The following is a 13,709-nucleotide window of genomic DNA, read 5'->3' on the forward strand; positions in this document are numbered from 1 at the left end:
CGTTGGTCGGCACACCCTGACATCAATCCCCCGGCCGGCCAGGAGAGCCAACCGGCCAGGGGCACCACTCAACGCCTTACTTGGTCTCTTCCCACTGCACCACGTCCGGCTCGGTGGCGCGGATACCGGCGGTGGACAGCAGCTTGGTGCTCGCATCCAGCGCCGCGTTCACCGACGGGTACTCCACGATGGCCTGGCCCGAAGCCTTCGACACCTTCACCACGGTGCCACCGGTGGCGGTGGCCGCGCGCTGGGCCGAGGCCGCATCGGTGAAGAACACCTTGACCCGCGACGTCGCCACCACCGGCGCTCCGTCACGGGAGACCGCCGCCGCGAACTTGCCGGCACCGGCATCAGCAGGCGCGGCCGCTGCGCTATCCAGCGAACGCTTGGTACGCGCGCTGGTGGTCGCCGCCGCCTGCGGGGTGATCGTGAACTGGCCGCCGCTGGCCTGCTTCACCGTGGTCGAGGGAGACAGCTGGAAGCGCGTGCCGCCCACATCGAACGAGCGGCCGGTAGCGGACGCCTTCAGTTCCTGCGCATCCACGGTCGACAGGGTCCTGGCCGGAGGAGTCTGCCCCGAGCTCTGTGCCCAGGCAGGGGAGGTCATCGCCGCGAAGGCGAGCGTGCTCAACAGAATGGTCGTCTTCATCATCAGTGCCCCAGAACGCGGATCTTGAAGAATTCGAGGTTGCCGCGCGATGCAGCGGTCGCGGCCTGCCCCATGTCGGTCACTTCCAGCGTCCAGGTGCCGCTGGCATTCTCATCCAGGAAGGCATTGCTGGACAGCAGGTCCCAACTGGTGAAGTTGCTCTGCGCGCCACCCGTGCCCGAACCGATCGCGGTGAACGCCGGCTGCACCACGCTGCGGGTGCCGCTGGGCGACACCAGCACGAACTGCAGCTGGCGCGTGTTGCGGTGGTTGACCCGGAAGCCCAGCTGCACGCTTTCGATGTTGCGCGCGCCGTTGGCCAACTGGAAGGTCAGGCGTGCGGCGGCAGCCGAGGTGTTGCCGATGGCCACGGTACGCGTCGTGTTGCGCCAGCCACTGTCGACCAGCGGTCCCAGCGACTGGAAGTTCTCGGCGACCTGCACTGCACGCGCAGCGTTGACCACACCGAAGCCGTACCAGTTGCTGTAGGCACGGTTGGCCGCATTCACCGTCCAGCCCGGCACCAGCGTGCGCCCATCGGCCAGCGTCACCGCCGGCTGGTTCGGGTGGTTGCGGGTGGCGGTGGTGGCCAGGATGTACTTCACATCGCGATAGGACAGGTTCGGGTTGGCTTCCAGCACCAGTGCCGCCACGCCCGAGACCATCGGTGCCGACGCCGAGGTGCCGTTCATCTTGGCGGTGTAGTTGCAGGTGCTGTCGATGGCCGACAGGTTGCTGTCCAGCGTGTTCTGGCGGTTGGTGTTCTTGTTGCTGCCCTGCGCGCACCCGGTCACGTCGGTGGTGACGATGGCCGGGTCGTAGGCGCGTGCCACCAGGCCGGGGGCGTACTGCGCCTGCAGGCCGTACTCGCCGCCAAAGGCCGACACCCACAGGGCCGAGCCGGTGGAGGAGTACGACGAGCGCACGCCATCGGCGCGCACCGCGCCTACGGTGATCACGTTGAACAGGTTGTTGCGCGGATCGCGGCCGGCCGGCACGCAGCCGGTGTTGCGGTTCTTGGTGTCGGTGGTGCAGACATCCTGGGTCTGGCTGATCGAGGCATTGTTGAAGTTGTTGCCGGCCGACTTCACGTAGATGCCGCCGCGGCCACCACGCGTGCCCGACAGTGCCTGCTCGTACGAGCGAATCGTGTTTTCGCTGTACGCCAGCGGCAGGTTCGGATTGCCCGGGCCGGCGCCCCAGCTGTTGTTGAACACCTGCACGTCGGCCGATTCCGCGCCGTCCCACCAGGCGTACTCGATGTTGCTCTGCTGGTTGCCCAGGGCTGAGCGCGAAATCGGGTTGAAGCCTTTCAGTGTCGCCGCCGGAGCCACGCCGCGCACGCCCAGGTTGTTGGCGCCCACCGCACCGGCGATGCCGCCGACCATGGTGCCGTGGTTGTCGACATCCGGGTTGGTCGGGGTGGGGTTGTTCGAACCATTGGTGAAGTTCTTGCCGGCCACCGCCGCCACGTTGGCGGCCAGGTCCGGATGCGCGATCTGCAGGCCGTCATCGACGATGGCGATGGTGACGCCCTGGCCGCGGATGCCGTTGCGGAACAGGCCATCCACGTTCAGATCGTTGCCGGCCACCGGCAGCGTGTCGGCCGGGACCGTCTGCCCGGTGTTGAGCAGGTGCCACTGGATGCCCGCCAGTGGATCGGCCTGTTGGGCCTGGGCGGTGGCGGCCAGGCTGCCCAGCACCAGGGCAGTGGCAAGGGCCAGGCGCGCGGAGCGCGGAGGCGCGGAGCGTTGCGTGTGTCGCTTCATACACGAATCCTTCTGTTGTGAATCGGCATGGCAGGACGGCGGGGCGGGACTGCCCCATCGCAACGAGCCAAACGCGACACAACGAACAACCCCCTACCTCTTCACATAGGCAATCTGCAGATGTGCCAATTGCGTCACAAACACTTAGTACGTCTGGTTATGACAGTGCACACAAACATCTTCACGCCATCTTCGCGCGGTTGAATTTGTTTCGTGGGAAACAGGGAGAACCACTTGCAGATGACCACACACATGAAGAACGAACGGCTGCGCGGCCGTGCGCGCGCAGATCAGACCCCGCTCTCGGTTGCCGCCATCCGCAAGGTGGTGCTGGCCGTGCATACGCGCAGCCACGACTATGGCGACGATGCCGATATCGCCGAGTTGCTGCCCGAGCTGGCAGCATTCGGCATCACCACGGTGAAACCGCTGCGCCTGTTGATGAAGAAGCACCGTCGCGCGCTGCTGCAGGAGGAGCGGATCGTCATGCGACGCGCAGAGACGCTGCATCTGCGCACCGAGTGGCGGCCCGGTGGCATCGACGTGCATGCCAACACCAGCCGCTACGCCATCGGCGGCCTGGTCCGCACCAGCATGGAACACGAATTCGGCTTCGAGACGATGCTGCCCTTCCACGAGGTGCGCGAGGACGAATCCGCGTAGCGCGGTGCCCGTCCGGCGGGCGTGGCAGCCCCATCCCGGCGTCATCGCGCGCCCTCACATCGCGCTGTGCTACTACAGCCCGTGCACCCTTCCGCACGGAGCACGATGATGGTCAATCCGCTCGCCCAGGCCCATCGCGGCCTTGGCACCACGCTGTTCAGCCTGTTGAACCCGATACCCTTCGGCTTCTTCGTCGGCGCGCTGATCTTCGACGCGATCTATCTCAACAGCGCCGAGGTGATGTGGGGCAAGGCCGCCGCCTGGCTGATCACCTTCGGCCTGCTGATCGCCATCATTCCGCGCCTGATCAACCTGTTCGCGGTCTGGCGCCGCAACGGCACCGCCACCCGCATCGACCGCATCGACTTCTTCCTCAACCTGGTCGCGGTCGTGCTGGCGATCTGGAATGCCTTCGTGCACAGCCGCGATGCCTATGCCGTCGCAGTGCCGGGCACGATCCTGTCGGCGCTGACCGTGGCCCTGATCGCCCTGGGCCTGATCCTGCTGTCGTTGCAGCCGCCGGTGCTGCAGGGAGGTCGTCATGGCTAAGCACATCCTGCCCACCGTGGGCGCCCTGGCGCTGGCCGTGATGCTGTCGGCCTGTGCCGGCAAGGCCGAATACCATCCCGCCGACCAGTCCGGTGCACAACCGCCGTTGCCGGCACCGAAGAACTTCCTGATGCCGCCGATGCAGGTGCCCAAGGGCGTCGGCTGGGCCGAGGGGCAGTCGCCCACGGTGGCCGAGGGCCTGAAGATCGAACGCATCGCCGCCAACCTGCTGCATCCGCGGCGCCTGCTGACCCTGCCCAATGGCGATGTGCTGGTGGTGGAGGGCAATGGCCCCGGCGAAGAACCGGTCACCACGCCCAAGCAGTGGATCGCCGGCAAGGTCAAGGCGCGCTCGGGCAAGGCCGGCAAGGGTGGCAACCGGGTCACCCTGCTGCGCCGCACGCCGGGCACGAACACCTGGACCCAGCATGTCTACATCGAAGGCCTGCATTCGCCGTTCGGCATCCAGCTGATCGGCGACACGCTGTACGTGGCCAACACCGGCAACATCGTGCAGTACCACTACGTGCCCGGTGAAATCCGCATGTCCGACAAGGGCCGCGAGTTCACCGACCTGCCCAGCACCATCAACCACCACTGGACCAAGGAACTGCTGGCCAGCCGTGATGGCAGCAAGCTGTATGTGGGCGTGGGCTCCAACAGCAACATCACCGAGAACGGCCTGGCCGTCGAGTACCGCCGCGCGGTGGTGCTGGAAGTGGACGTGGCCACGCGTGGCAGCCGCATCTTTGCGTCGGGCATCCGCAACCCGACCGGGCTGGACTGGGAGCCGAGCACCGGGAAGCTGTGGGCGGTGGCAAACGAGCGCGATGAAATCGGTGCCGACCTGGTGCCGGACTACCTCACCTCGGTGAAGGAGGATGGCTTCTACGGCTGGCCCTACAGCTACTACGGCCAGCACGTGGACGAGCGCGTGCAGCCGCAGCGGCCGGACCTGGTGGCCAAGGCGATCGTGCCCGACTACGCCATCGGCTCGCACGTGGCACCGCTGGGCCTGCTGTTCTACACCGGCCAGGCACTGCCGGCGCAGTACCACGGTGGCGCCTTCATCGGCGAGCACGGCAGCTGGGACCGCTCGCCGCTGAGCGGCTATGAAGTGGTCTACGTGCCGTTCAAGGACGGCAAGCCGACCGGGCGGCCGCAGACGGTGGTCAGTGGTTTCGCCTCAAAGGACGAGAAGACCCTGATGGGCGCACCGGTGGGCATGGCGATGGACGCCGAAGGCGCGCTGCTGGTGGCCGACGACGTGGGTGATGTGGTGTGGCGGGTGTCTGCCAAGTAACTCTGTAGCGTTGAGCCACGCTCGACTGCTTCGGATCTGGCCTTTGTAGAGTCGAGATCCTATGTTCGTGGTCAAGCCTGCTGGAAGCAGGCTTGACCCACTTTCAGCATGGCCGGGTCAAAGTCCCGACCGCTCTTGAAGACGCCCCAAGCGATCCTGGCCAGTTTTCTGGCCAGAATGTTGAAACTGGCGGTGCTGCTGTGTCCGCGCTCGCGGATGGCCAGGTAGAGGGGCTTGCCGCCTTTGGATCGGGTCAGGCCCATGGCCGCCATGTAGAGGATTTGACGCAGGCCGGCGTTGCCTCGCTTGGACAAACGGCGGCGGCCGATCCGTGCGCCGGATTCGTTGGGTCGCGGATCCAGACCGGTGCAGGCCACCCAAGCGTCTGAGCTGGCCAGCGGCCAGCGGGTGATGTGATGGGTGACAAAGGCAGCCACCGTCGGCCCGATCCCCGGGATGGTCATGATCCGTCGATACAGATCGCTCTGTTCGCCGCTGCGGCAGAGTCGTTGGATTTCCCGGTCCAGCATCGCAATCGCCTCCTTCAGGCCACTGAAAATGCGCCCGAAGATGGCTGAGTCAGCCGCGTCCGTCCCCTGGGAAAGATGGAGCGTTGCCTTGTTCCGCACCAGACTATCGCGCTGCTGCAGAAGCACGTGCAGCCGCTCCTGTGCAGGCGAACGGGCGACATGCTCGTGCAGATTGTCGGCCTCCTTGGCGATGTAACGCGCAATGACCTGGGCGTCGCCAGCGTCGGTCTTACCGCGGCAAGCCACGCCCTTGGCGTAGTGTTTGACGTCGCGCGGATTGAGCACAAAGACGGCATGACCGGCCTTCTGGGCAGCTTGAACCACAAGTTCGTGGTAGCGATTGGTTGCCTCCACTCCAATGCGAGACCTGGCCGGCAGAGCGGACAGCCACTTAGTGATGGCCGACGCTGAATTGGCGATGCGGGCGCTGCCCTTGGTGCCGTAGTAGGCCACCACCAGGGTCTGTGAATCGGCATCAATACCGACGGCGAAACGATCTGACATCTGCGCAACTCCCAGCTATTGTTGAAGGGCTGGGGTGGTACCGCACCACGTTGGCTTGCCTACATCGGCGGTCCTCAAAGGCCGCTAGATCCTTTATCGACGTTAAGGTGCGGGATGGGGATCGCTCGACTCGTCTGTCGGCTGGTACCCGCAGATAACATGTTGACGGTCCCTCCACCCTGGCTCCTACATACCGCGTAGGAGCCGGGAGGAACATACAAGCCATGCTCGACTGCTTCTGCCAGCAGCAGTCGAGCATGGCTCGACTCTACAAAAGGCCGAAAGCAGCCGAGCATAGGCTCGGCTCTACACTTCCGACGGCGCCGCGCGCAGCCCGCTGAACACGGACTCGGCAGCAAACCCCACGCCACCCAGCAGCACGCCGAAATACACCACCGTGGCCACCACGAAGCCATAACCGGCGGCCACGGCCGCACCATCGCGCTGGATGAAGCCAATCGCAAACGACATCAGCGCCAGCGCCGGCAATGTATTGCTGAACGGAATCGGCCCGGCCGGCGCCATCAGCAGCAGGGTCGCGAACACCAGCATCAGGTTGTTCAGGCGCATCATCTTCTTCGAGCGCACCATCACCGCCAGCCGCATGGGCCGCGACAGGCGCTCCATGCGGTGCACCCACTTCAGCGCACGGCCCAGGTTGGCCTTCAGCTTGTCGGTGGCGATCTCGCGGCGCGCCAGCTTCTGCGGCACCCACAGCGGGCGGTTGCGCACCCGGCTCAGGCCGATCAGGAGGATAGAGGCGCCAAACACCGTACTCAGCCCAGGAATCGACACCGGGATGATGAAGATGGCCGAGAGCAGGATCACGATCAGCAGCAGGCCCTCATCGCCCAGCGCGCTGAGCAGGGTACCGACGCTCACCTGGTCGCCGGGCAGCTCGTCGATCATCTGCTCGATCTGCTGGGCCAGGGGCGCGCTGTCATTGGTTTCGGGGGCACGGTAGGTCATGCGTCGCAAGGTTCTCCAGGGAAGGGCGGTCAAGGGGCCGTCCTGCGGTGGGGGACGCACAGGGTTCTGCAGTATCCCGGCCAACGTGGGCAAAGAGGTGAACCGGGCATGAGGGGTTAAACTGGCATGCCCCGCACGAGTTGAACGCAATGGATATGGGCCGCCGGCAATCGACCATCGAACTGGTCGCCATCGACATGGATGGCACCCTGCTGGACCCCACCCACACGCTTACCGCCCGGGCCAAGCGGGCGATCGCGCAGGCGCGCGCGCTGGGCGTGCACATCGTGCTGACCAGTGGCCGCCCGGTTCCGGGCCTGGCGCCGTTCCTGCACGAGCTGGGCATCACCGGCGACGACGACTACTGCATCGCCTGCAATGGCGGCCTGGTGCAGCGCATCGGCACGCGCGAAACCGTGGTCGAGTATCCGCTCAGCTTCGACGACTTCCTGTTCTGCGAGCAGGTGGCCCGCAACCTGGGTGTGCACTTCCAGGCGCTGGACAGCCGGCGCATGTATACGCCCAACCAGGACATCAGCTACTACACCGTGGCCGACTCGCATCTCTCGCGGATGCCACTGTCGTATCGCCGCGTGGCCGACATGGACCCGTCCATGTCCTTCATCAAGCTGATGATGATCGACGCGCCCGACGTGCTGGATGCCGCCATCGCGCGCCTGCCTACCGAACTGACCGAGCGTTTCGCGGTATTGAAGAGCGCACCGTTCTTCCTGGAAGTGTTCGACCACCGCGCCGGCAAGGGGCCGAGCCTGCAGAAGCTGGCCGAACACCTGGGCATCGACCGTGCCAACGTGATGGCCATCGGTGACCAGGAGAACGACCTGACCATGCTGCAGTACGCCGGTACCAGCGTGGCGATGGGCAATGCCATTGACGCGGTGAAGGCGGTGGCGCGGTTCGAAACCACCAGCAATGCCGATGACGGCGTGGCACGCGCGATCGAGCGCTTCGTTCTGCAATGATCCGGCCTACATCATGAGCTGGACGTTGATGATGTTTGCCCAGTCCTTTGTCAATGAGCGGATGTCGGCACAGGTTTTCTCTGAGTCCTACATTGAGCTATGGAAGATCGAGCGCGATCTTGACTTGCTGGCTTTGGATGACGCAGCGCTTTCAACGTGCCTGTCCAGCATCTTCTGTGCTGCCGACATGTATTGCGACGAAGAGGTAGATCGCCATGCGTATGAGCTTGATGCCGCCCAGCTGCATGCTGCCGTTGTGGCTCAGATCGATGAGTGGAAGCACTCCACGACTGCTCTCTAGCCTGACTTCGATGTATACCTGCGTATAGCCAATACATCCCCATCGCCATCGGCGCTGTACCACGGCGCAATGGCGAATGCGGCAGTGCGATGCAAGAATTTCGCACGTCGAAATCACCCCGCCGAATCCCGCAGCAGATGATCGTCCTCGTCTGCTGACCGGCGCGCACTGCGCCGTCGCTCCCTCAACGCAATCGCATCGCCAGCCAGGGCGCCGATACCGGTGCTGCAACGCGCTGGGCGTGCGCTTGCGCCGCTCTCTCCCTGCACCTGGATCTGCCGATGAACACCCCACCCACGACGCGCCTCGCCCTGGCCATCATCACGGCCATCACCGCACCTGCGTACGCCGCAGAAACGCACGACGCAGCACATGACACCCCCACCACCTTGAACGCCCTGCAGGTCATCGCCACCCCGCGCGGTGCGGCCGTTGCGCCCACCCAGGTGGTCGGTCCAAACCGCTACATCATCAAGGCCGAAGACCTCGACGCCATGGTCACCGGCAACAACGGCCTGGCCATGCTCAAGCAGGTGCCGGGCGCCAGCTACACCGCCACCGACGGGCTGGGCCTGGATATCTCCGCCACCAGCCTGTTCGTGCGCGGCTTCCGCATGAACGAAATGGGCATCACCTTCGAAGGCGTGCCGCTGAACGACAACGGCTTCCTCTCGCTTACCGGCACCAGCGTGGTGAACGTGGGCGTGCCCGATGGCATCGGCGCGATCACGGTCAGCCCCGGTGGTGCACCGGTCAGCGTGTTCTCCAGCAGCGTCAACGGCGGCAGCCTGGAATACCGGCTGCGCGAGCTGCAGGACACGCCCAGCCTGCGCGTGAAGCAGGGCGTGGGCAGCAACAGCACGCTGGTCACCACCGTGTCCGGCCAGAGCGGCCAGCTCGGTGAGCACGGCCCGAAGGTGCTGGTCGACCTGCAGCGCGTGTCCGCCGACAAGTACCAGGGCGAGGGCACGCAGAACTTCCTGCGCGGCGACCTGAAGCTGCAGCAGGACGTCGCCTGGGGCGATTTCACCGTGTTCCTGTCTGACAGCAAGGCCAAGGTCTGGGGCTACAACAACATTTCCTTCGACATGATCCGCAAGCTGGGCTGGAAGGCCGACATCTTCTATCCCGATTATGCGTGGGCGTGGTACGTGGCCTCGCCGGAGAATGCGGACAAATCCTGCGGCGCCTACACCTGCGGTGAGCTGTCCGAACTGATCCCGTACGACACCGGCCAGATCACCCGCGATCGCGTGTCCTCGATCAACCATCGCTTCCAGATCAGCCCGGCCCTGAGTGGCAACGTGCAGCTGTACAACGCCAACAGCCACACCCAGGCCACGCTCACCGACCCGACCGTGCCGTCGCCAAACGGCGCACCGTTCTCCGAACAGGTGCAGACGCCGCGTGTGAATCGGCTGGGTGGCATGTTCAACCTGCAGTTCGAGACCGGCGCGCACACGTTCACCGCCGGCTTCTGGCAGGAGAAGAGCAAGGCCGCGGCCAAGACCGAGTGGTACCAGCAGCCGCTGCTGGGCGAGGGTCCGCCGCTGAAGGCCACCGGTCCGTTCGATGTGTATGGCCCCGCGTTCAAGACCGACAACGCGTCGAGCTGGGTGACCCGCTCGCGCCAGTTCTACCTGCAGGACGACATCGTGTTGAACGACACGCTGAAGCTGGGTGTCGGCTTCAAGGCCGTGGACTTCCGCACCAGCGGTGGCGGCCTGGGGGATGCCAAGGACCGGCCGGTGAACGGCACGCTGGGGGCCAAGAGCAACTTCCTGCCGCACGTCTCGCTGTTCTGGAGCCCGACCGAATCCACCGACGCCTTCATCGACCTGGCCAACACCATGAACGGCTACCGCGTGGCCCAGCGCGGCAACATCGGCTACACCGCCTCGGCGTGGACCATCACCGACCAGGAAGAGTTCGACCGCGTGGCCGGCACGCTGCGCCCGGAAAAGAACTGGAACCTGACCGTCGGCGCGTCGCACCGCTTCGACCGGCTGACGATCACCGGCGACGTGTTCTACAACGACATCCGCAACCGCCTGCTGTCGGCCGCCATCGGCACCCAGTTCGCGCAGATCAACACCGTGCGGTTGATGCCGAAGATACACGTGATCGGCGCCGACCTCGGCATCACCGCCGACCTGACCGACCACCTGCAGTTCTACCAGGGTGTGGCCTTGGCCCGTTCGTACTACGACAGCGATTTCGTGGTGGGCGACACGGTGTACCCGATCAAGGGCAACGCCCAGCCGGGCTATCCGCAGATCTCGCTGGTCAGCGACCTGTCGGCGCATTTCGGTGATTGGCGCTTCGGTGCCACCAGCACCTCCTACCTGCGCCAGCCCTTCACCTACGAGAACGACATCCGCGTGCCGACCTTCTGGCAGGTCAACACCTATGCCGCCTACCGCTTCGGTGCGGACAGCGTGGTGCCGGGGCTGGAGCTGCGGCTGGACGTGAGCAACCTGTTCAACCGCCACAACATCGGCACTGCCACCATCGCCGGCTCGTCGTTCTCGGGGGATTACCAGACCCTGCAGCGCAGCGCCCCCCGGCAGCTGATGTTCAGCACCTCGATGGCGTTCTGAGGCAAGGGGTGGCGGGGTCAGAGCCCTTTGCTGCGCAAAGGGATCCGACCCCGCAGCCATCCCGTGATCGGGGTCAGATCCCTTTGCGCAGCAAAGGGCTCTGACCCCCAAAACCCGCCTACAAACCTGCCTTGCGCAAACAACAGGGGTTTTCTGGCAGCGACGCAAGGTTCCCACAATGTTGCTGGGTCATGCTGTCGGCATGGCACAGCACAACCCGCGAACCCCGCTGTTCGGCATCCGGGGCCCAGGACGGCCCCGGCAGGCGCTGTCCGTGGCGCCTGCCATCGACCTGCGGGCCGAGTACCAGTTCTGGCAGGTCTACGAACGCGTGGTCCGCCCGCTGCCCGGTGGCGGGCTGCCGCAGGCGTGGCTGGTGTGCCAGAAGGTCTATCGCGACCGTTGGCAGCACCCGGAGGACAGTGAGGCGGCGGGACTGTCGCGGGTGCTGTTCGGCGACAACATGACGGCTGGCCGGGCGTCGGAGCTGGCGGAGCTCCACGCGCTGGTCAGCCGTCGGGTGGCGTTGCTGGCGAAGCGTGGGCGGGTGGATTCCGCGGCGTGATGCCTGCCCTTGGTAGGGTCGACTGTTAGTCGACCGCTCTTCGCGCTCAACTGTAGGTAGAAGGCCGTGCGTGGTAGATGTACCTGCCGCATCCACTGCGGCGGATTGCAATGCTTGTCTCCCGTGCGGTAGCGTGGTCAGGTACACCCCGGTACCGTCTCTGTCCTTCTGGACATGCGGCCGGGGTATTTTTTTGAGTATTGCTGCTCGCGTGCAGACGAGGGCTTCCGGCAATCAGGCTCATGCATTTCCCCGATCCAACTGCCGGTAACCAATCGCCTCAGCCAGATGCGCCGTCTGGATATCCTCGCAACCCGCCAGATCCGCAATCGTGCGCGCCACCCGCAGAATCCGGTGCATCGCCCGCGCGGAAAGTTGCAGGCGTTCAATTGCCTGCTCCAGTAAGTCCTGATCGGCCTCGCTCAGCTTCGTGCATGCCCGCAGCGCCGCCGGTGGCAGATGGGCATTCAGCCCGCCACGCGCCTGCTGCCAGGCATGGGCGGCTTCCACCCGTGCACGTACCGCAACACTGGGTTCACCCAGCGGCGTACTCTCCCGCAGCTCCACCGCGTCCATGCGTGCCACGCTGATATGCAGGTCGATACGGTCCAGCAATGGGCCGGATACCCGCGCGCGGTAGCGGTTGATACGTTCGTCGCTGCACAGGCAGCGGTTGCTACGGTCCCCGGCCCAGCCACACGGGCATGGGTTCATCGCTGCCACCAGTTGGAACCGTGCGGGATACTGCACGCTCCGCGCCGCGCGGGCGATGCGGATGTGGCCGGACTCGAGTGGCTCGCGCAGGGTTTCCAACGCACTGCGGTTCCACTCCGGAAGCTCGTCCAGGAACAGCACGCCGTGATGGGCCAGCGAGATTTCACCGGGGCAGGGGGGATTGCCGCCACCCACCAGCGCTGCCGCGCTCGCACTGTGGTGAGGAGAACGGAATGGCCGTTGCCGCCAACGCCGTGGATCCAGCCCTTCACCACTCACCGAGGCAATCGCCGCCAGCTGCAACGCCTCCGCTTCCTCGGTATCCGGCAGCAGGCTGGGCAGGCGCGAAGCCAACAGCGTCTTGCCGCAGCCAGGGCTACCGATCAGCAATAGATGGTGCCCACCCGCAGCGGCAACCTCCAATGCACGCCGTGCATGCGCCTGCCCACGCACGTCGGCCAGATCCGGCAGTGCCAACGGCGTCGTGTCCACACGCTCTACTGGCAGCAGCAAGCGTGGGTTCCCCAAACCAGCGCAGCACTCCAGCAACGTACGCGCTACCCGCACATCGGCATGCTCGGCCAGCGCAGCCTCGGCGGCATTGCCCGGCGGCACCACCAGGATGCGCCCGGCTTCGGCCGCCGCAATCGCCGCCGGCAGCGCGCCGGCCACCGGGCGCAGCTCGCCGGTCAGGCCAAGCTCACCCAGGAACTCGTACTGCAGCAGCGACTGCGGATCGACCTGGCCGCTGGCCGCCAGAATGCCCAGTGCAATGGCCAGGTCGTAACGCCCACCTTCCTTGGGTAGGTCGGCAGGCGCGAGGTTCAAGGTGATGCGCCGCTGCGGAAAGTCGAAGCGTGCACAGAGCAGGGCGGCACGCACGCGCTCGCGTGACTCGCGCACGCTGGTCTCGGCCAGGCCGACAATCTGGGTGGCGGGCAGGCCGCCAGAGAGGTGCACTTCCACCCGCACCAGCGGGGCGTCGACCCCGGCGCGGGCACGGCTGTGGACCAGCGCCAGGCTCATGTGTGGTTTCCTGCAGAGAGACGCTTGATGGTGCGACAGGTAATCTGTGTGGGACTATCGGGATTTGCCGGCAATGCGTCTCGGGATATCCCTGCCTGCAAAGGGTGCAGCATTCGCATCAAGGGCAGTTGACCTGTGCAGCGCGGCGCTGTGATGGCGGTTTCGAAGGTCTTGCGTCAGACAAGGCTTACAACAGGGCAGTAAAGAAAAGGAGCGAGCTGAAATGCAGTGCATTCGCGTACTGATGGCCCTCTCGCTCGCCATGGGCCTGTCGGGGTGCCGGAATGAGGTGGAGAGTTCAACGTATCCCATTGGCCAGACGGGAGAGACGTGCACAGCCTACAAGGGCTTTGACCGCCAGCCTCCTGGAGTAGTTGTGGCCGAGCTTGCCAAGCGAGGGTTGGATAGTCGCCGATTGGTGCATAGGACAGTCTGCGGCCCGATCACCAGTTGGGACATTCTCCCCGCAGGAGCGTCGATCGATCGGATACCTCCGCCAGACGCATATGTAAACGTCCGCCTGCGGGAGGACGGCTCGGTTTCCGTCAGTACAGACCGCCCATGACGTTGGTGCCGGCCTT

Annotated in this window: 12 protein-coding genes; 7 read left to right on the forward strand and 5 right to left on the reverse strand. The window is 65.3% G+C overall.

The window, feature by feature from the left end:
* Window positions 1–76 precede the first annotated feature (76 nt).
* Both ACXI0D_RS13310 and ACXI0D_RS13315 read right to left on the reverse strand, forming a co-directional pair.
* Complete coding sequence (locus ACXI0D_RS13310; protein WP_119006874.1) at window positions 77–655, reverse strand: DNA breaking-rejoining protein; 579 nt, start codon at window positions 653–655, stop codon at window positions 77–79.
* Window positions 655–2,421 carry a S8 family serine peptidase gene (locus ACXI0D_RS13315; protein WP_014038799.1) on the reverse strand — a complete coding sequence of 589 codons (1,767 nt, stop codon included), beginning with the start codon at window positions 2,419–2,421 and terminating at the stop codon, window positions 655–657. Before ACXI0D_RS13315 ends, ACXI0D_RS13310 begins: the two co-directional genes overlap by 1 nt.
* Window positions 2,422–2,673: 252 nt before the next feature.
* Between ACXI0D_RS13315 and ACXI0D_RS13320 the strand changes: the two genes are divergently transcribed.
* From ACXI0D_RS13320 to ACXI0D_RS13330, 3 genes are all read left to right on the forward strand, one after another.
* Window positions 2,674–3,084: a hypothetical protein gene (locus ACXI0D_RS13320; RefSeq protein ID WP_232289660.1), complete on the forward strand. Its 411-nt coding sequence runs from the start codon at window positions 2,674–2,676 to the stop codon at window positions 3,082–3,084.
* Window positions 3,085–3,192: 108 nt separating this feature from the next.
* Window positions 3,193–3,633 carry a DUF2231 domain-containing protein gene (locus ACXI0D_RS13325; protein WP_049400823.1) on the forward strand — a complete coding sequence of 147 codons (441 nt, stop codon included), beginning with the start codon at window positions 3,193–3,195 and terminating at the stop codon, window positions 3,631–3,633.
* A complete protein-coding gene (locus ACXI0D_RS13330) occupies window positions 3,626–4,936 on the forward strand; it encodes a PQQ-dependent sugar dehydrogenase (protein WP_479642676.1) in 1,311 nt (436 codons plus the stop codon). Before ACXI0D_RS13325 ends, ACXI0D_RS13330 begins: the two co-directional genes overlap by 8 nt.
* A gap of 71 nt (window positions 4,937–5,007) precedes the next feature.
* On the opposite strand, the gene ACXI0D_RS13335 is transcribed toward ACXI0D_RS13330, so the two are convergent.
* Together ACXI0D_RS13335 and ACXI0D_RS13340 are read right to left on the reverse strand one after the other, a co-directional pair.
* Entirely contained in the window at window positions 5,008–5,970 is a 963-nt protein-coding gene (locus ACXI0D_RS13335; RefSeq protein WP_119007175.1) for an IS110 family transposase, read from the reverse strand.
* A gap of 306 nt (window positions 5,971–6,276) precedes the next feature.
* Window positions 6,277–6,939 carry an exopolysaccharide biosynthesis protein gene (locus ACXI0D_RS13340; protein WP_049421123.1) on the reverse strand — a complete coding sequence of 221 codons (663 nt, stop codon included), beginning with the start codon at window positions 6,937–6,939 and terminating at the stop codon, window positions 6,277–6,279.
* Between the two features lie 149 nt (window positions 6,940–7,088).
* On the opposite strand from ACXI0D_RS13340, the gene yidA reads away from it, so the two are divergent.
* The 4 genes from yidA to ACXI0D_RS13360 all read left to right on the forward strand — a co-directional run bounded on the left by yidA (window position 7,089) and on the right by ACXI0D_RS13360 (window position 11,388).
* Complete coding sequence (yidA, locus tag ACXI0D_RS13345) at window positions 7,089–7,922, forward strand: sugar-phosphatase (RefSeq protein ID WP_101766234.1); 834 nt, start codon at window positions 7,089–7,091, stop codon at window positions 7,920–7,922.
* 13 nt (window positions 7,923–7,935) lie between these two features.
* A complete protein-coding gene (locus tag ACXI0D_RS13350; protein ID WP_236251747.1) occupies window positions 7,936–8,223 on the forward strand; it encodes a colicin immunity domain-containing protein in 288 nt (95 codons plus the stop codon).
* A gap of 281 nt (window positions 8,224–8,504) precedes the next feature.
* Entirely contained in the window at window positions 8,505–10,823 is a 2,319-nt protein-coding gene (locus ACXI0D_RS13355; protein WP_479642677.1) for a TonB-dependent receptor, read from the forward strand.
* A 178-nt stretch (window positions 10,824–11,001) separates the two neighbouring features.
* A complete protein-coding gene (locus tag ACXI0D_RS13360) occupies window positions 11,002–11,388 on the forward strand; it encodes a hypothetical protein (protein WP_049444080.1) in 387 nt (128 codons plus the stop codon).
* A gap of 240 nt (window positions 11,389–11,628) precedes the next feature.
* Here the strand turns inward: ACXI0D_RS13360 and ACXI0D_RS13365 are convergent, their stop codons facing one another.
* Window positions 11,629–13,128: a YifB family Mg chelatase-like AAA ATPase gene (locus ACXI0D_RS13365; RefSeq protein WP_479642678.1), complete on the reverse strand. Its 1,500-nt coding sequence runs from the start codon at window positions 13,126–13,128 to the stop codon at window positions 11,629–11,631.
* Window positions 13,129–13,709 lie beyond the last annotated feature (581 nt).

Source organism: Stenotrophomonas sp. C9D9, from assembly GCF_056491205.1.

Excerpts from the sequence above, each read along its gene's own strand:
- ACXI0D_RS13310 (WP_119006874.1), bottom strand. The coding sequence starts at position 655 with ATGATGAAGACGACCATTCTGTTGAGCACGCTCGCCTTCGCGGCGATG.
- ACXI0D_RS13315 (WP_014038799.1), bottom strand. The coding sequence starts at position 2,421 with ATGAAGCGACACACGCAACGCTCCGCGCCTCCGCGCTCCGCGCGCCTG.
- ACXI0D_RS13320 (WP_232289660.1), top strand. The coding sequence starts at position 2,674 with ATGAAGAACGAACGGCTGCGCGGCCGTGCGCGCGCAGATCAGACCCCG.
- ACXI0D_RS13325 (WP_049400823.1), top strand. The coding sequence starts at position 3,193 with ATGGTCAATCCGCTCGCCCAGGCCCATCGCGGCCTTGGCACCACGCTG.
- ACXI0D_RS13330 (WP_479642676.1), top strand. The coding sequence starts at position 3,626 with ATGGCTAAGCACATCCTGCCCACCGTGGGCGCCCTGGCGCTGGCCGTG.
- ACXI0D_RS13335 (WP_119007175.1), bottom strand. The coding sequence starts at position 5,970 with ATGTCAGATCGTTTCGCCGTCGGTATTGATGCCGATTCACAGACCCTG.
- ACXI0D_RS13340 (WP_049421123.1), bottom strand. The coding sequence starts at position 6,939 with ATGACCTACCGTGCCCCCGAAACCAATGACAGCGCGCCCCTGGCCCAG.
- yidA (WP_101766234.1), top strand. The coding sequence starts at position 7,089 with ATGGATATGGGCCGCCGGCAATCGACCATCGAACTGGTCGCCATCGAC.
- ACXI0D_RS13350 (WP_236251747.1), top strand. The coding sequence starts at position 7,936 with ATGAGCTGGACGTTGATGATGTTTGCCCAGTCCTTTGTCAATGAGCGG.
- ACXI0D_RS13355 (WP_479642677.1), top strand. The coding sequence starts at position 8,505 with ATGAACACCCCACCCACGACGCGCCTCGCCCTGGCCATCATCACGGCC.
- ACXI0D_RS13360 (WP_049444080.1), top strand. The coding sequence starts at position 11,002 with ATGTTGCTGGGTCATGCTGTCGGCATGGCACAGCACAACCCGCGAACC.
- ACXI0D_RS13365 (WP_479642678.1), bottom strand. The coding sequence starts at position 13,128 with ATGAGCCTGGCGCTGGTCCACAGCCGTGCCCGCGCCGGGGTCGACGCC.